17 protein-coding genes are annotated in these 15,016 nt (G+C 66.2%); 5 read left to right on the forward strand and 12 right to left on the reverse strand.

Annotated elements, in window-relative coordinates; genetic code table 11:
- From AC1AYX_RS04820 to AC1AYX_RS04850, 7 genes are all read right to left on the reverse strand, one after another.
- The gene (locus AC1AYX_RS04820; RefSeq protein ID WP_476502435.1) at positions 1 to 948 is read right to left on the reverse strand and encodes an ABC transporter substrate-binding protein; all 948 of its coding nucleotides are present in this window, start codon (positions 946 to 948) and stop codon (positions 1 to 3) included.
- A gap of 126 nt (positions 949 to 1,074) precedes the next feature.
- On the reverse strand, positions 1,075 to 1,554 hold the full coding sequence (smpB, locus tag AC1AYX_RS04825) for an SsrA-binding protein SmpB (protein ID WP_476502436.1): 480 nt from the start codon (positions 1,552 to 1,554) through the stop codon (positions 1,075 to 1,077).
- Positions 1,555 to 1,706: 152 nt separating this feature from the next.
- Positions 1,707 to 3,089 carry a CHAP domain-containing protein gene (locus AC1AYX_RS04830; protein ID WP_476502536.1) on the reverse strand — a complete coding sequence of 461 codons (1,383 nt, stop codon included), beginning with the start codon at positions 3,087 to 3,089 and terminating at the stop codon, positions 1,707 to 1,709.
- Between the two features lie 144 nt (positions 3,090 to 3,233).
- Entirely contained in the window at positions 3,234 to 4,157 is a 924-nt protein-coding gene (gene ftsX, locus AC1AYX_RS04835; RefSeq protein ID WP_476502437.1) for a permease-like cell division protein FtsX, read from the reverse strand.
- Complete coding sequence (gene ftsE / locus AC1AYX_RS04840) at positions 4,154 to 5,590, reverse strand: cell division ATP-binding protein FtsE (RefSeq protein WP_476502438.1); 1,437 nt, start codon at positions 5,588 to 5,590, stop codon at positions 4,154 to 4,156. Before ftsE ends, ftsX begins: the two co-directional genes overlap by 4 nt.
- Positions 5,591 to 5,669: 79 nt before the next feature.
- On the reverse strand, positions 5,670 to 6,800 hold the full coding sequence (prfB, locus tag AC1AYX_RS04845; protein WP_476502439.1) for a peptide chain release factor 2: 1,131 nt from the start codon (positions 6,798 to 6,800) through the stop codon (positions 5,670 to 5,672).
- A gap of 183 nt (positions 6,801 to 6,983) precedes the next feature.
- Complete coding sequence (locus tag AC1AYX_RS04850) at positions 6,984 to 7,118, reverse strand: hypothetical protein (RefSeq protein WP_476502440.1); 135 nt, start codon at positions 7,116 to 7,118, stop codon at positions 6,984 to 6,986.
- A 188-nt stretch (positions 7,119 to 7,306) separates the two neighbouring features.
- Between AC1AYX_RS04850 and dapD the strand changes: the two genes are divergently transcribed.
- Complete coding sequence (gene dapD / locus AC1AYX_RS04855; protein WP_476502441.1) at positions 7,307 to 8,326, forward strand: 2,3,4,5-tetrahydropyridine-2,6-dicarboxylate N-succinyltransferase; 1,020 nt, start codon at positions 7,307 to 7,309, stop codon at positions 8,324 to 8,326.
- 396 nt (positions 8,327 to 8,722) lie between these two features.
- On the opposite strand, the gene AC1AYX_RS04860 is transcribed toward dapD, so the two are convergent.
- The gene (locus tag AC1AYX_RS04860) at positions 8,723 to 10,015 is read right to left on the reverse strand and encodes a citrate synthase (RefSeq protein ID WP_476502442.1); all 1,293 of its coding nucleotides are present in this window, start codon (positions 10,013 to 10,015) and stop codon (positions 8,723 to 8,725) included.
- Between the two features lie 288 nt (positions 10,016 to 10,303).
- Positions 10,304 to 11,080, reverse strand: coding sequence for a type I methionyl aminopeptidase (gene map / locus AC1AYX_RS04865; protein ID WP_476502443.1), 777 nt, complete (start codon positions 11,078 to 11,080; stop codon positions 10,304 to 10,306).
- A gap of 286 nt (positions 11,081 to 11,366) precedes the next feature.
- On the opposite strand from map, the gene AC1AYX_RS04870 reads away from it, so the two are divergent.
- The 3 genes from AC1AYX_RS04870 to AC1AYX_RS04880 are packed head-to-tail and all read left to right on the forward strand — an operon-like array spanning position 11,367 to position 12,097.
- Positions 11,367 to 11,627 carry a hypothetical protein gene (locus AC1AYX_RS04870; protein ID WP_476502444.1) on the forward strand — a complete coding sequence of 87 codons (261 nt, stop codon included), beginning with the start codon at positions 11,367 to 11,369 and terminating at the stop codon, positions 11,625 to 11,627.
- Positions 11,611 to 11,883: a DUF4160 domain-containing protein gene (locus tag AC1AYX_RS04875; protein WP_476502445.1), complete on the forward strand. Its 273-nt coding sequence runs from the start codon at positions 11,611 to 11,613 to the stop codon at positions 11,881 to 11,883. The genes AC1AYX_RS04870 and AC1AYX_RS04875 overlap by 17 nt, the downstream gene beginning before the upstream one ends.
- Entirely contained in the window at positions 11,864 to 12,097 is a 234-nt protein-coding gene (locus AC1AYX_RS04880; protein ID WP_476502446.1) for a hypothetical protein, read from the forward strand. The genes AC1AYX_RS04875 and AC1AYX_RS04880 overlap by 20 nt, the downstream gene beginning before the upstream one ends.
- A gap of 52 nt (positions 12,098 to 12,149) precedes the next feature.
- Here AC1AYX_RS04880 and AC1AYX_RS04885 read toward each other — a convergent pair whose 3' ends face one another.
- Positions 12,150 to 12,944, reverse strand: coding sequence for an HdeD family acid-resistance protein (locus AC1AYX_RS04885; protein WP_476502447.1), 795 nt, complete (start codon positions 12,942 to 12,944; stop codon positions 12,150 to 12,152).
- A gap of 221 nt (positions 12,945 to 13,165) precedes the next feature.
- Between AC1AYX_RS04885 and AC1AYX_RS04890 the strand changes: the two genes are divergently transcribed.
- Positions 13,166 to 14,173, forward strand: coding sequence for an aggregation-promoting factor C-terminal-like domain-containing protein (locus tag AC1AYX_RS04890; protein WP_476502448.1), 1,008 nt, complete (start codon positions 13,166 to 13,168; stop codon positions 14,171 to 14,173).
- A 44-nt stretch (positions 14,174 to 14,217) separates the two neighbouring features.
- On the opposite strand, the gene AC1AYX_RS04895 is transcribed toward AC1AYX_RS04890, so the two are convergent.
- The gene (locus AC1AYX_RS04895; protein WP_476502449.1) at positions 14,218 to 14,700 is read right to left on the reverse strand and encodes a S24/S26 family peptidase; all 483 of its coding nucleotides are present in this window, start codon (positions 14,698 to 14,700) and stop codon (positions 14,218 to 14,220) included.
- 5 nt (positions 14,701 to 14,705) lie between these two features.
- Positions 14,706 to 14,972, reverse strand: a complete 267-nt coding sequence (locus AC1AYX_RS04900) for a PqqD family protein (RefSeq protein ID WP_476502450.1) — start codon at positions 14,970 to 14,972, stop codon at positions 14,706 to 14,708.
- Positions 14,973 to 15,016: the final 44 nt, after the last annotated feature.

Consider the following 15,016-nt stretch of genomic DNA (forward strand, 5'->3'; position numbering starts at 1 on the left):
TCAGCCCTCCACGTCGGTCGGGTTGATCTCGGCCTTGTCGATGGCGCCGGACTTGACGCCCCAGTGGTCGAGCAGCTTCTCATACGTGCCGTCGTCCATCAGCTTCTGGATGGCCTTCTGCACGGCTTCGGCCGTGGCGGCGTCGCCCTTCCTGATGGCGACGCCCTGCTTGGCGACGCCGACGTCCTCGCCGTAGGATTCCAGCTGGTCGCCGGTCTGGCTGATCGCGTAGCCGGCGACGGGCGAGTCGGCGTAGAAGGCGACGGCCTTGCCGGTGACGACGTTGGTGGTCACGTCGGTCTGCAGCTTGTTGGAGAGGATGTCGATCTTCTTGTCGGCCGGGCACTTCTTGTCGGCGGCGGTGACCTCCTCCTCCTGGGTGGTGCCGGTCTGGACGGCGATCTTGAGGCCGCACAGGTTCGAGGAGTCGAACTTCTCGGGGTTGCCCTTCTTGACGACCCACGTGGAGCCAGCCTTGTAGTAGCTGACGAAGTCGACGGCCTGGGCGCGTTCCGGCGTGATCGTGAACGAACTGATGCCGAGGTCGTACTTGGAGCCGACGGACGGGATGATCGAGTCGAACGTGCTGGTCACGTTCTCGGTCTTGAGGCCGAAGACCTTGCCCAGGGCCTTGGTGAGGTCGACGTCGTAGCCGACCGGGGTCTTGCCGTCCTCGGCGAGGAACTCGGCCGGGGCGTAGGAGGTGTCGGTGCCGACGGTGAGCACGCCGTCCTTGGTGACGGATTCGGGCAGCAGCTTGGCGATCGCCTCGTCCTTCTGGATGCCGGAGACGTCGAAGCTTTCGATCTTGGACGACGAATCGGACGAGCCGGAGCCGGACGCGGACGAGTCGGACGCGTCGGAGGTGCCGCAGGCGGCGGTGGCGAACAGCATCGCCGCGCACAACGCGGCGGCCGTGAAGGTCTTGATTCCCATGCTGGATGACATTGGATTTCCTCTCTCAGAGAATGTCGGTCGGGCGGGTATGTTTCCCGACTGATTCGCGAGAGTAGGTCCCCCATGCTACGAACCCGTAAATCTCACCCCCACGTCCCACAACGTGGACATGCGGGCTCAGTGGGAGCGCTTGTTGGCGTAGCGCATGGCGCGCAGGGCCTCGCGCTTGTCCTGCGCCTCGCGCAGCGCCTGGCGCTTGTCGAATTCGCGCTTGCCTCGCGCCAGCGCGATCTCCGCCTTGACGCGTCCGTCCTTGAAGTACAGGCTGATCGGCACGATCGTGTAGCCCTTCGCCTCGATCTGGCGGGCGAGTTTCAGGATCTCGCGTTCGTGCAGCAGCAGTTTGCGCTTGCGCTTGGGCGCGTGGTTGTTCCACGTGCCGTTCAGGTATTCGGGGATGTTCGCGCCTTCCAGCCAGATCTCGTTGCGCCGGTCGATGCTGACGAACGCCTCGGCGAGCGAGGCGCGTCCCTCGCGCAGCGACTTCACCTCGGTGCCGGTGAGCACGAGACCCGCCTCGTATTTGTCCTCGATGACGTAGTCGTGACGCGCCTTCTTGTTCTGGACGATGAGCTTCGTCCCTTCCTCCTTGGCCATCGGGGACCTCCCTTCCTTGTCGTCGTTGCCCCGCGAACCACAACACGATAGCACGAAGCGCCGCCGGCCGAAGCCTGGCGGCGCTTCCCCATCGCGCAGCGCGTAGCCCGTTCGCTCCCCGCATGCGCGCGGATGCGATACGAGCCCACCAATCAGTAGTGCACGTACTGGTAGGCGCCCGCATTGGAGATGGTCTCCCATGCGGGGAAGGTGGCAAAGCCGGTGCCGCCTTCGGAGATGAGCACGGAGCCGTCGGAGTTGACGCGTTCGACGACGGCGACGTGGCCGTACTGCCAGTCGGCCGTCCAGTGGCCGCCGACGCTCTGGCCGGGCAGGAACACCATCGCGGCGCCGACGTGCGGCGTGTTGTTCACGTAGTAGCCGAGGCTCGCGCCGGTGGCCGCCCACTGGCCGCCGTTGCCCATGTACGAGCCGACCGGCAGGCTCAGCTGCGAACGGCGGATGTACGCCCACAGCGTGCACTGGCGGGCCGGGTAGGCGGAGCCGCCCACCGTGTTGCCGGTGTTGTGGCCGTAGCAGTAGCTGGAGCCTTCGGGGCAGCTGCCGGGCACGGCGTAGTCCATGCCGTTGGCGGTGCCGCCGCCGGAGTTGGAGCCGCTGTTGCTTGAGCCGCCGCCGTTGTTGGTGGTGCCGCCGGTCGTGGTGCCGCCGGTCGAACCGCCGGTCTGCTGCTGCGAGCCGGTGCCCGGCGTGTAGCCCGCGTTGCTGCTGTTGTTGCTGGCGGCGGCGTTGGCCGCGGCCTGCGCGGCGAGGTCGGCCTGCATGGAGACGATGTCGGCCGCCTCCTTGGCCTCCTGCGTGGTCAGGCTGCTCTTCTGCTCCTCCAGGGACTTGCGGGCTGCCGTGCCCTTCTCCTGCAGCGCCTCGAGCGACGCCTGCTTGGCGGCGGCGTCCTTGGCGGCGGACTGGGCGCTGGCGGCCTGCTTGTCGGCCTGGTCCTTGAGCTGGCTGATCTGGTCCTCGATGGCGGCCAGACGCTCCTTGCGGTTCATCGACGTGTTCATCGAGACGGCGGCGTCGTTGGCGGCGTTGGCCGCGGAACGCGTGGCCGCCGCGTCGGACTGCATCTGGTTGACGAAATCGTCGGTGGTGGTCGCGTTGGTGACGACGCTCATCACCGTGGAGGCCTGCGAGCCGTGGAAGCTGTCGCGCGCCGATTCGGCGACGGAGTCCTTCGCATCGTCGTATTCGATGCCGGTGTCCTTGATCTTCTGCTCGAGGTCGGCCTTGTCCTTCTTGGCCGCGTTGAGGCGCTCGGTGGTGGCGTCGGCGAGGTCCTGCGCCTGCTGCGCGGCCTGCTGCGCCTTCGTGGCCGCCTCCTGGGCGGCCGGAATCTGGTCGTTGGCGAGCGAGTCCAGTTCGAGAATCTGGTTGGCGAGGTCGGCGTTCACGCCGGCGAGCTTGGATTTGATGTCCGCGTGGCTGGCGACCTTCTGCTGGTACTCCTGGACGGAAACGGCCTTCGCCTCGGGCGCGTACGCCGCGGTCATGGCGATGCCGCACACCGCGGTCATCGCGGCCGACACGATGAGTCCGAGTCCTGCTTGCAACGTCTTGGAACGCTTCGACACTTCGGTCCTTCCTTCCGGATTGCTTCCGCACATTGTAACGGAGGTTGCTGAGACGGCAACCCGCCTATGCTTTGAGCCTATGCCCGCCTACGCCTTGAGATAACGGCTCAGCGAGACCGCCGAGGCCACGACGGACAGCAGCACGGCGCCGGCGACGAGCGCGGGCGCGACTAGCCACACGGTGCCCTGCGTGACGAACGGCATCCAGCTGACGGACTTGGCGACCCCGTCGGTGATGAACACCTGCACGATCGCGGCGAGCGCGCCGGCGGCGAGCAGCGAGCCGACGAGCGAGGCGATCACGCCTTCGAGGATGAACGGCAGCCGGATCGTCCAGTTGGACGCGCCGACCAGTCGCATGATCTCCGTCTCGTTCTTGCGCGACGCGGCGGACATGCGGATCGTCGTGCCGGTCAGCAGGATCGCGACGACGACCATCACGACGGCGAGCACCACGGTGACGACGGTCGCCCGGTTGAGCACGGCGAACACGGGGTCGAAGATCTGCTTCTGGTCGACGACCTCCTCCACGCCGGTCTTGCCGTTGAGCACCTCGGCGACCATCTTGTACTTGGTCGGGTCCTTGAGCTTCAGCTGCAGCGAGTCCTGCATGTCGGCGGCGGTGAGCGTGCGGCCCTGGTATTCGCCGTTCGGGTACTGCTTGAGGAACGTGTTCTTGAAGAAGTCCTCACGGCTCACGTAGGAGATCTTCGAGACGTTGTCGCGCAGCTCCTGGTGGATGAAGTCCTCCAGTTCGACGATCTCCTGCTGCGTGGGGGCCTTGCCGGTCGCGCAGCTGGCCGCCTGGCTGGTGCCGTCCGGGCAGAGCCACACGATCACCTCGACCTTGTCGTACCATTCGCCCTTCGCGCGCGTCACCTGCGCCTGCATGAGCGCGGACGCGCCGATGAACACGAAGGAGATGAAGGTGACGAGCATGACCGAGACGATCATCGGCACGTTGCGCTTGAGGCTCGTCCAAGTCTCGGAAAGGATGAATCGCGCCCTCATCGGGTCTCCTCCTCGTTCGTCTTCTCGTCGTCATCGTTTCGGCCGTCGGCCGCGGTTCCGGCGTCGTCGGTCACGTCACCGGTCGCGTCGTCGCCGTTCCCCGCCGTCGCGTCCGCCGCGGCCTGCGCCGTCGGCGGGACCGGCGGCGCGGGCGGCGTCAGCGGCGCGGATCCGGCGGGCGGCGCCGGCGGCTCGGTCTGTCCGGTCCGGTCCGTCGCCTCCGCCTGTTCCGCACGCCCGTGCCCGGCCTTCGCGGCGGGCGGCGCGGGCGGCGTCAGCAGGCTGCCGCCGGCCTGCGCCGTGGCCGCCTTGGGTTTGAACTTCGCGTCCGGATCGTCCGTCACGTCGTCGGTCGCGTCGACGGGCGCGACCACCGCGGTCGCCGCGTCGTCCGCCGGCGTGGCCGCGGCGGCCTGCGCGGCGGGGGCGGGTTTCTCCGCCTCCCGCTCGCGGCGTTCCCGCTCGGCCTCCTCCTCGAGATTCAGTCCCTTGCCCCACGTGAGCGTCGTCTCGACGGGGGCGAACGCCTCGCCGTAACGTCCGGTGCGGCCGGAATGCACGGACTGGGCGAGACGGGCGATGCCCTCGTCGCCGTCCATCGCGCCGGCCGCGAGCGCGCCCGCCTCGATGGCGGCGTGTGCGTCCATGCGTTCGGTCGCGTCCGTGCTGTCCGCGCGGAACCGTTCGTCCGCGCCGATGGCGCGATGCGCCTTCGACGTGACTTCCGCGTCGGGGAAGTAGGTGGACGAATCGTATGATCCGTGTTCCTCGTCGCGCACGATGTGACCGGTGTGCAGTTCGACGACGCGCTTGCGCATCGAGTTGACGATTTCCTCGTTGTGCGTCGCCATGACGACGGTGGTGCCGGTGCGGTTGATCGCGTCGAGCACCTCCATGATGCCGAGCGACGTGGTCGGATCGAGGTTGCCGGTCGGCTCGTCGGCGAGCAGGATCTGCGGATGGTTCACGTAGGCGCGGGCGATGGCCACGCGCTGCTGCTCGCCGCCGGACAGCTCGTGCGGGTAGTTCTGCTCCTTGCCGGTGAGGCCGACGGTCTCCAGCACCTTCGGCACCATCGACTTGATGGCGGACCGGCGCGTGCCGATCACCTCGAGCGCGAACGCCACGTTCTGCCACACGGTCTTGTTGTTGAGCAGCTTGTAGTCCTGGAACACGAAGCCGATCGAACGACGGTACTGCGGAACCTGACGGTCGGAGATGCGGCGCAGGTCGTTGCCGGCCACGCGGATCTCGCCGTCCGTGGCCTCCTCCTCGCGCAGCAGCAGGCTCAGCAGCGTGGTCTTGCCGGAGCCGGACGCGCCCACGAGGAACACGAAGTCGCCGCGGTCTATGTCGAGGTTGATGTCGTCGAGCGCGGGACGGGTGCCCTTCGGGTAGATCTTGCTGACATGCTCCAATGAGATGAGTGCCATTGATTCGCTTTCCTTGTGAAGCCTGGTAAGCCTTGTACGGCCTGTATGGCCGGTGCGGCCTTGCGGGGCCGGGGCCGGGTTAGGCCTCGGCCTCCTCCTTGGCGGCGCGGCGCTGCTCGTGGCGCCAGCGGATGCCCGCCTGGATGAAGCCGTCGAGATCGCCGTCGAAGACGGCCTGGGTCTGGCTGGTCTCGTAGCCGGTGCGCAGGTCCTTGACCATCTGGTACGGGTGCAGCACGTAGGAGCGCATCTGGTCGCCCCAGCTGGCCTTGATGTCGCCGGCGAGCTCCTTCTTCTTCTTCGCCTCCTCCTCGTGGCGCAGCACGAGCAGTCGGGACTGAAGCACGGCCATGGCGGCGGCGCGGTTCTGGATCTGCGAGCGCTCGTCCTGCATCGTCACGACGAGGCCGGTGGGAAGGTGGGTGATGCGCACGGCCGAGTAGGTCGTGTTCACGCCCTGGCCGCCGGGGCCGGAGGAGCAGTACGTGTCGACGCGGATGTCGGTGTCCGGGATGTCGATGTGGTCGGTCGCCTCGACGAGCGGCACCACCTCGACGGCGGCGAAGCTGGTCTGGCGACGGCCCTGGTTGTCGAACGGGGAGATGCGCACGAGGCGGTGCGTGCCGCCCTCGACGCTCAGACGGCCGTACGCGTACGGCGCGTCCACCTGGAAGGTCGCGGACTTGATGCCCGCCTCCTCGGCGTACGAGGTGTCCATCACCTTCGCCTTGAAGCCCATGCGCTCGCAGTAGCGCAGGTACATGCGCAGCAGCATCTGCGCGAAGTCGGCCGCGTCCACGCCGCCCGCGCCGGAGCGGATCGTCACCACGGCGGAACGCTCGTCGTATTCGCCGTCGAGCAGGGTCTGGATCTCCATCGCGGCGAGGTCGTCGGCGATCGAGCCGAGCTCGGTCTTCGCCTCGTCGAGCGACTCCTGGTCCTCCTCCTCGCGGCCGAGCTCGACGAGCGTCTCCACGTCGTCGATGCGCGAGCCGGCGGAGGTGAGGCGCTTCAGCTGCGATTCGGCGGCGGAGAGCTTGCTCGTCACCTTCTGCGCGTTCTCGGGATCGTCCCACAGACCGGGGGCGGCCGCCTGCTGCTCGAGCTCGGCGATGTCCGCCTTCATGCGGTCCACGTCCAGCGCCTTGGCGATGGAGTCGTACTTGGCGCGCACGTCGGCGATCGCCTGGGAATAGTCAAATTCAGCCATCGTTGTCTACCTTATGTTTCGTACCTTTGAAAAACCTTGGGGTGCCGCCCGTCCTCGGGCCTCGTGCTCCCCTCCCCCGTCCGGCGGATGCGCGACGCGCCTTTCGCCGCATGCCCCGCGGCCGCGAACCTGCCGAGGGCGTGCGAGGCTGGACGTCACGCGGGGAACACGCGTGACGGGACGTCAAAGACCGGCGTAGATGGCGGGAACCACCAAGGAGATCAGCATGGCCGCGGCTATGACGATGCACACCGCGCGCACCATGGTGCGGCGGCGGCGCTCGCGATCGCCGCGTTCATCCTGCCGATAGTCATTCACGGTGCGCGATTGTACCCTACCGCTTGGTCAACGGCGGGGCACGCTCGGCCGCGGGCGTAACGGGATGCGGCGCGCGCGTGAAACACCCCGTGGAACATCACGTGGGCACGGCACGCGCCCGACGAGCGCGCAGGCTAAGGTGGACATGGAAGCAACCTGTATCCCGATGTATGTAAGGAGCATTGCAGATGACTGATGAACGCACCGCGTACGGCTGGGGCCTGGCGAGCATCGACGCCGCCGGCAACACCCTGGACGTGTGGTATCCGAGCCTCGCGCTCGGTGCCGCCCCCGCCGAGGCGGACCGTCCGAACCATGATTTCGGCGTGCTCGCCCACGACGAGGCCGACGCGCGCGGCGTGCGCCGCGTGCCGGTGTTCACCGTGAGCGACCTGGACGCCCCGATCGCCAACGCCGAGGACGCCTACCTGAAGCTGCACCTGCTGAGCATGCGCCTCGCCAAGCCGAACACACTCAACCTGGACGGCATCTTCGGCGCGCTCAACAACGTCGTGTGGACCAACTACGGCCCGTTCGCCGTCGAGGACTTCAACGCCCGCAAGGCCGACGTCGAGGCCGCCGCCACCGCGGCCGCCCAGTCGTTCGCCGCGAACGCCGGTCTGCCGGCCGCCGCCCCGGCCGCCTCGGTCAACGTGCTGGGCGTCGACAAGTTCCCGCGCATGATCGACTACGTCGTGCCGTCCGGCGTGCGCATCGGCGACGCCGACCGCGTGCGCCTGGGCGCCCACCTGTCCGAGGGCACCACCGTCATGCACGCCGGCTTCGTGAACTTCAACGCCGGCACGCTCGGCGTCTCGATGGTCGAGGGCCGCGTCTCGCAGGGCGTGGTCGTCGGAAACGGCTCCGACATCGGCGGCGGTGCCTCGATCATGGGCACCCTGTCCGGCGGCGGCAAGCTGCGCAATTCGATCGGCGAGCACTCGCTGCTCGGCGCGAACGCGGGCATCGGCATCTCCCTGGGCGACAACTGCGTCGTCGAGGCGGGCCTGTACGTGACCGCCGGCACCAAGGTCACCATCTGGGACAAGGCGAAGGCCGCCGCCGGCGAACCGCTCGAGGTCGTCAAGGGCGCGGACCTGTCCGGCAAGGACAACATCCTGTTCATCCGCAACTCGGTGAACGGCCGCATCGAGGCGCGCTACCGCAAGACCGGCATCGAACTCAACGCCAAGTTGCATAAGAACTGACGCCTTGCTCGGCCCCCTCTGACGGGCTGAGCCGTGAAGCGGAGAGCCCGGTGGGCTCTCCGTAGGCGAAGGCGAGCGACAGCGAGCTTATGTGAGGTCAGCCGAAGGCTGTCCTTGATTGCGGTCGGGCTGTCCGCGTCAGCGGACTGGGGGGAGAGACAGCGGCCGCAGGCCGCGAGGAAACGGAATCGGCCTTCGGCCGATGCGATTTTCCCGCGGCCTACGGCCGCTCTTCATTCTCTCCCTCCGTCATCGCTTCGCGATGACACCTCGTCCGCAATCACGGACAGCCTGCGGCTGACCTTCTATCAGCTCGCCTGTCGGCTCGCACATCGTCTACAAACGCCTCCGGCGTTTGTAGACGATGTCCCGTCAGAGGGAGGCAAACCGCGTCGCCTACCGCTCTTCCAGCGGAATGTAATCACGCTTGACGGCGCCGGTGTACACCTGGCGCGGGCGGCCGATCTTGGTGGCCGGGTCGGCGAGCATCTCGCGGTACTGGGCGATCCATCCGGGGATGCGGCCCAGCGCGAACAGCGTGGTGAACATGGCCGGGTCGAATCCGATCGCCCGGTAGATCAGTCCCGTGTAGAAGTCGACGTTCGGGTAGAGATGGCGCGAGACGAAGTAGTTGTCGTGCAGCGCGATGTCCTCGAGCTCGGTGGCCACGTCGAACAGGGCGCGTTCGTCGGCCGGCAGCTTCGACGTGTCCTCGCGGTCCATGATCTTCTCGAGATACGTCTTGGCGATGGCCGCGCGCGGATCGTACGACTTGTAGACGCGGTGGCCGAGTCCGGAGATGCGGTGGCCGTCGCGCTTGGCGTCCTCGACGAACTCGCGCACCGACTTGCCGGAATCGCGGATCGCCTTCAGCTGGCGCAGGACGGCCTCGTTCGCACCGCCATGCAACGGTCCGGACAGCGCGTTGACACCGGCCGCGACCGCCGAATACAGGTTGGCGTGCGCGCTGCCGGCGATGCGCACGACCGACGTGGAGCAGTTCTGCTCGTGGTCGGCGTGGATGATGAGCAGGCGGCCGAGCGCGTGCACGTACAGCGGGTCGGATTCGAACGGCTCGTACGGCACGGCGAAGCACATGCGCAGGAAGTCGTCCACGTAGCCGCGCGCGTAGTCCGGGTACAGCATCGGCTCGTCACGGCGGCGGCGGAAGATGTACGACACGATGGTGCGCACCTTCGCCATGATGATGATCGCCGACTCGTCGAGCTGGTCGGAGTCGGTGATGTCGGTCGTGTCCGGGTAGAACGTGGCGAGCGCGTTGATCGCGGAGGCGAGCACGCTCATCGGATGCGCGGTGCGCGGGAACGAGCCCATGAACGTGCGGAAGTCCTCACCCACCATCGTGCGATGGTTGATCGCGGAGACGAACTTCTCGTACTGCTCCTTGTTGGGCAGTTCGCCGTGGCGCAGCAGCCACGCGACCTCGAGGAAGTCGGAGTTCTCGCACAGTTGCTCGATCGGGTAGCCGCGGTAGCGCAGGATCGAGTGCTGCCCGTCGATGTACGTGATCTTCGATTCGCATTGCGCGGTGGTGAGGAAGCCGGGGTCGAGCGTCACCCAGCCGTCGTTGCGCAGTTTGGACACGACGATGCCGTCCGGCCCGGCGGTGGCCTCGACGACCGGCAGCGTGTACTTGCTATCGTCGACGTTCAGCTGTGCTGTTGCCATGGGTGACCCTTCCTGTTCGATGTTGCCGGCCACCATAGCCGCCCCATGTTTCCACAAGGCCCCATTGCCCAATACCCGGAACACAAAAGGAATGCGCCCCGCAAAACGGTATGCGCACTCCTCGCGCATACCACTTCCCTCGCTCCCCCCTCTCAGGGGGAGCTGTCGGCCAAAAGCCGACTGAGGAGGTACCCCGTCCACAACCAGACGCAGCACCCCCCCTCAGGCCCGCTCCGCGGACCAGCTCCCCCCTAAAGGGGGCGCATGCCGCGGAAGACCCGTATCGCCCTACTCCCTCGTGGTGAGGATCACCGGGCCGTTTTCGGTGATGGCGATGGTGTGCTCGCTGTGGGCGCCGCGGGAGCCGTCCTCGGAGCGCAGGGTCCAGCCGTCCTTCGGATCCTGGTAGATCTCGTCGGTGGTCTTGAGGAACCACGGCTCGATGGCGATGACGAGGCCCGGACGCAGCTTGTAGCCGTGGCGCGCCTTGCCGTCGTTCGGCACGTGCGGATCGCCGTGCATGATGTGCCCGACGCCGTGGCCGCCGAACTCGAGGTTGATCGGGTAGCCGTATTCGCGCGCGATGTCGCCGATCGTGCTGGACACGTCGCCGAGGCGATTGCCCGGCTGGGCCGCTTCGATGCCGGCGGCGAGCGCCTCCTCGGTGCACTTGATGAGGCGCAGGTCCTCCGGGTCCTTGTCCTTGCCGACCACGAAGCTGATGGCCGAGTCGCCCACCCAGCCGTCGACGCTGATCGCGAGGTCGAGGGAGACGAGGTCGCCGTCCTTGAGGTTGTAGTCGTAGGGCACGCCGTGGAGCACCGCGTCGTTGACGGAGGTGCAGATGTAGTGGGCGAACGGGCCGGTGCCGAAGTCGGGCGCGTAGTCCACGTAGCAGGATTCGGCGCCCTTGCGGTCGACGATCTTCTTGTGCACGAATTCGTCGATGTCGAGCAGGTTGGTGCCGACCTTCGTGTATTCCTTGAGTTCGCGCAGGATGGAGCCGACGAAGCGGCCGGCGGGCTTCATCTCCTCGATTTCGCGAGGGGTCTTCAGTTCGATCATGAGACTTCCAGAATCTTTCTACCTAGGTTCCGATGGGCGGGAACGCCCTGTCGAGACTGTTCCTCACGATAGTGCGCCGCCTCGTCAATCCACAACCCTCTTGTACCCCGCAGGCGAACCGCCCACACCCCTTCCCCTTCGCGCCCCCTTCAGGGGAGCTGTTCACACCCCTCTCCCTCTGCTCCCCCTTCAGGGGGAGCTGTCGCGCAAAGCGCGACTGAGGGGGTTCACGCGCCTCCCCATTACCCAGCACACGATTTACAATGAAGAAAGACGGGAGCTCATCATGCGGATATACGATTATTATGAGACGGGCGATGGCACGCGCGTCACACATTCCGATGTCCAGCCCGACGGCAGCGTGCTCGTATTCTTCGACAACGGGGACAAGCACGCCGAAATCAAGATTCCGGACGGCACGATTCCAGCCAATACGGGATTCAGTCAGCGGGAGACCAACGGATTTCTCGTCAGCACCGTCCGCGGCATGAAATCAATCATGCGCTATGCACGCGAAGGCGGTATCCAACATGCCTGGGCTGTATAGAATCCGAGGATTCCTTGTCTACTTCTGGGCGAATGAAAGCAACGAGCCGATTCACGTCCACGTCGCCAGAGGCAAGCAGTCGCCATCATCCGCGAAATTCTGGATTCTGCAGGACGGCACGGTACGAATCGCCAAGCAAAGTCCTGATATGACGACGAAGGAGCAGCAGGGAATCATCGAGTTCCTTGAATCGGTCGCTCCGGAAATCATCGTAGCTTGGCAGGAGATGTTCGGATATGTCCGATTCCATGACTGAATTGCGAAATATCGGCGACTATCGCGGCTATACACTGCTGTTCAATCCATGCAACCGCAGAATCATCGCCGAAAGGAGAACGGACCTCGCCACAGCGTTGTTCGACTGCGAACCATTTGCCTTGGTCCGTCAATGGGGGTGCTCCGCCGATGACGTCCGGGCGTTGACGGACCATCTGGAAACAATCGCCCACAAGCAACTCGCGATCGCGTAGTCTTGGCCGTACAAAGCATGGCCAAGACTACGGGAGTCATCGAACTATCACCTCACCGCTTCGGGAGGCGGCCGAAGGTGAAGGCGCGCACCAGGGCGGAGATGCCCATGACCACCAGGGCGCAGCCGGCGAAGACGACGAGCCAGACGGTGGAGCTCACCGGGGACATGAGCACGACGAAGCCGGCGATGATGGAGACGATCGCGTAGAGCACGGCCCATCCGGAGCTGGGCAGCCTCCACGATTCGACGAGCGCCATGAAGCCTTCGAGCATCCAGCCGATGCCGACGGTCATCGTGGCGAGCAGGGCGAGCGCCTGTCCGGAGACGGCCGCGTTCTTGAGCATGAGCAGGCCGCCGATGGTGAGCAGCACGCCGACGAGGATGTCGAGCACGCGCCATCCGCTCGGTAGTCCGAGTTCGACGATGGCGACGACGACGCGCACGAGTCCGGAGACCACGAGGTAGACGCCGAGCAGGACGGCCGCGACCTTCAACGTGATGCCGGGCCAGAGCAGCAGGGCCGCGCCGAGCACAATGGCGGCCACGCCGATCACGCCGTAGAATCCGCGCACCCAGTTCTTCGCGTGCTGCGGCAGCATGGTTTCGATGAGTTTGAACGGATCGACCGGCCGCCCGTTCCAGCCGCCAGCCGGGTCGGCGTTCCAGCCGCCAGCCGAGCCTGTGCCACCGGCTGGTCCGCCCTGCCCCGCATAGGGATTGTTCGACTGGTCCGCATACGGATTGGCGTACGGGTCGCCGCCCTGTCCCGCGCGCGGCGCGCCGTAGGGGCCGTCGCCCGCGTTCACATTCGCGTTCGGATCCGGATTCCGGTTGTCGTTCGTCATGATGACCTCCTTGCGATGACGCTGACTTTATGCTAGACAATCTGTCTAATTCCCACCACCATCACAATTGGTCATGTTGCCTAATAAAAACGCCGCGACGCCACCGGCCGTTCACCCGACCACTGTCCAATGTTCGGATTGGACGCTAGACTGGTGGATTAGTGAGCGCCGCGCACGCTGTGCCGACCACCGCGTGGCGCCTCGAATATTTAAGGAGCAATATGGCGAATCATCGCAAGAAGACGCCCACCCTGAAGTCCCTGAGCAAGCGCCAGTGGACGCGTATCGCGGCCATCGTCGCGGCGGTGGGCATGCTTGCGGGTGCCGGCGTCGTGTCCAGGAACTTCTACCAGCAGGCGAACAAGCCCGCCGCCGTCACCGAATTCTCCGCCACGGACAGCAACGCGCTCGGCGTGTCCCGTGGAGGCGCGCGTGGCGACCTCAACGGCAACACGTCCTATGTGACCGTCAAGATCAACGGCAAGTCGCGCACCGTCCTCGGCGACGATTTCACCGACGTGAAGTCCGTGCTCGAAGCTGGCGACATCGTGCTCGACCCGGATGACACGGTCTCCCCCTCGCTGAACACGAAGGTCACCGAATCCACCGTCATCACCATCGAACGCGCGGGCGCCACGCTGGAGACCAGCGACAGCGACATCGCGTTCAACACGGTGAAGAAGGAGACCGACGCGCTGCCGAAGGGCCAGGAGAAGGTCCAGCAGGAAGGCAAGGTCGGCACGATGGAGACCACGAGCCTCGTCACCCGCGCGGGCGGCAAGATCGTCTCCTCGAACGTGTTCGCCTCCTATGTGAAGGAGGCCCCGACCGACAAGATCGTGCTCGTCGGCACCGGCTCCACCAGCACCGGCTCCTCGTCGAGCTCCGGCGATTCCTCCTCCAACTCGCTCGGCACCACCGTGCCCGCTTCGGAGATGCAGACTTGGGCGCATGACTGGCTGCTGTCGAACGGCTACACCGAGGCCGACTTCACGGCCGCCGTGTACATCATCAACCACGAGTCCGGCTGGAACCCGCACGCCACGAACGCCTCCTCCGGCGCGTACGGCCTGCCGCAGGCCCTGCCCGGCTCGAAGATGGCCTCCGCCGGCTCCGACTGGGCCGACAACTACCAGACCCAGTTCAAGTGGTTCGTGAGCTACTGCAACGGCCGCTACGGCGGCATCACCGGCGCCTACACCTACTGGCAGTCCCACCACAGCTACTGATCGCGCAAGCGCCTTGGCCCCCTCTGACGAGGGGGCCTATTACGTTACGCCTTCTTCCACCCGAGCGCACGCGCCACGCGTCCTGCGCGCCAGCGCAGCGCCTTCCAGCAGTGCCGTAGCGGCCACAGGGCCAGCCACGTGCGCCAATACACGCCATACCAGCGCGACCCGCGAGCACCATCGCACACCACGTGCCGTGCGCCCCTGTAGAACTCCTCCAGCCGCCCGAGCACCTGCTCGTCGCGCACGTGTTCGGTGGTGATGCAGTTGTCGCCGCGAATCGCGTACCAGCCGTCGTGCACGCCGATCACGCGGTGCAGCACGTACCGTCCGCCGGCCCGGTAGAGCGGCACGTCGCCGACGCGCAGCCGCTCGCCGGCCGCCAAGGGCCGCACGACGATGGTGTCGCGCCGGTTGCGCAGCATCGGCAGCATGCTCACGCCCACCGTGGTGCTCACGAACACGACCTCGCGCCGCAATACGCCTTCAATGTCCGTATCGACGGCCACGCCCGCCATATCCGTCATCCGCATCACTCGTCGAGGAAGCCGTTGGCGCGCATCTGGTCGACGAACGCGTTCACGTCGGCGGTGGCGGTCTCGCGGTCAATTGCGTATTCGCCGGTCACCTTGTCGACGATGCCGGCGACGTCGAGTCCGTCCGCGAGCCCCTGCCAGACGGTCTTGCCGGTCCCATTCACGCGGATCATGCCCTGGAACGTCTTCGAGGCCTCCCCCGTCGCGATGATGACGGTCTGTCCGGCCACGTCACGCATGACGAATCCTTGTTTGATGCGCATATGATTTGTTCCTTTCGACGCCTGACACCCGTAGTGCAACGCCC

Source organism: Bifidobacterium sp. LH_419, from assembly GCF_056356955.1.

Excerpts from the sequence above, each read along its gene's own strand:
- AC1AYX_RS04820 (WP_476502435.1), bottom strand. The coding sequence starts at position 948 with ATGTCATCCAGCATGGGAATCAAGACCTTCACGGCCGCCGCGTTGTGC.
- smpB (WP_476502436.1), bottom strand. The coding sequence starts at position 1,554 with ATGGCCAAGGAGGAAGGGACGAAGCTCATCGTCCAGAACAAGAAGGCG.
- AC1AYX_RS04830 (WP_476502536.1), bottom strand. The coding sequence starts at position 3,089 with ATGACCGCGGTGTGCGGCATCGCCATGACCGCGGCGTACGCGCCCGAG.
- ftsX (WP_476502437.1), bottom strand. The coding sequence starts at position 4,157 with ATGAGGGCGCGATTCATCCTTTCCGAGACTTGGACGAGCCTCAAGCGC.
- ftsE (WP_476502438.1), bottom strand. The coding sequence starts at position 5,590 with ATGGCACTCATCTCATTGGAGCATGTCAGCAAGATCTACCCGAAGGGC.
- prfB (WP_476502439.1), bottom strand. The coding sequence starts at position 6,800 with ATGGCTGAATTTGACTATTCCCAGGCGATCGCCGACGTGCGCGCCAAG.
- dapD (WP_476502441.1), top strand. The coding sequence starts at position 7,307 with ATGACTGATGAACGCACCGCGTACGGCTGGGGCCTGGCGAGCATCGAC.
- AC1AYX_RS04860 (WP_476502442.1), bottom strand. The coding sequence starts at position 10,015 with ATGGCAACAGCACAGCTGAACGTCGACGATAGCAAGTACACGCTGCCG.
- map (WP_476502443.1), bottom strand. The coding sequence starts at position 11,080 with ATGATCGAACTGAAGACCCCTCGCGAAATCGAGGAGATGAAGCCCGCC.
- AC1AYX_RS04870 (WP_476502444.1), top strand. The coding sequence starts at position 11,367 with ATGCGGATATACGATTATTATGAGACGGGCGATGGCACGCGCGTCACA.
- AC1AYX_RS04875 (WP_476502445.1), top strand. The coding sequence starts at position 11,611 with ATGCCTGGGCTGTATAGAATCCGAGGATTCCTTGTCTACTTCTGGGCG.
- AC1AYX_RS04880 (WP_476502446.1), top strand. The coding sequence starts at position 11,864 with ATGTCCGATTCCATGACTGAATTGCGAAATATCGGCGACTATCGCGGC.
- AC1AYX_RS04885 (WP_476502447.1), bottom strand. The coding sequence starts at position 12,944 with ATGACGAACGACAACCGGAATCCGGATCCGAACGCGAATGTGAACGCG.
- AC1AYX_RS04890 (WP_476502448.1), top strand. The coding sequence starts at position 13,166 with ATGGCGAATCATCGCAAGAAGACGCCCACCCTGAAGTCCCTGAGCAAG.
- AC1AYX_RS04895 (WP_476502449.1), bottom strand. The coding sequence starts at position 14,700 with ATGACGGATATGGCGGGCGTGGCCGTCGATACGGACATTGAAGGCGTA.
- AC1AYX_RS04900 (WP_476502450.1), bottom strand. The coding sequence starts at position 14,972 with ATGCGCATCAAACAAGGATTCGTCATGCGTGACGTGGCCGGACAGACC.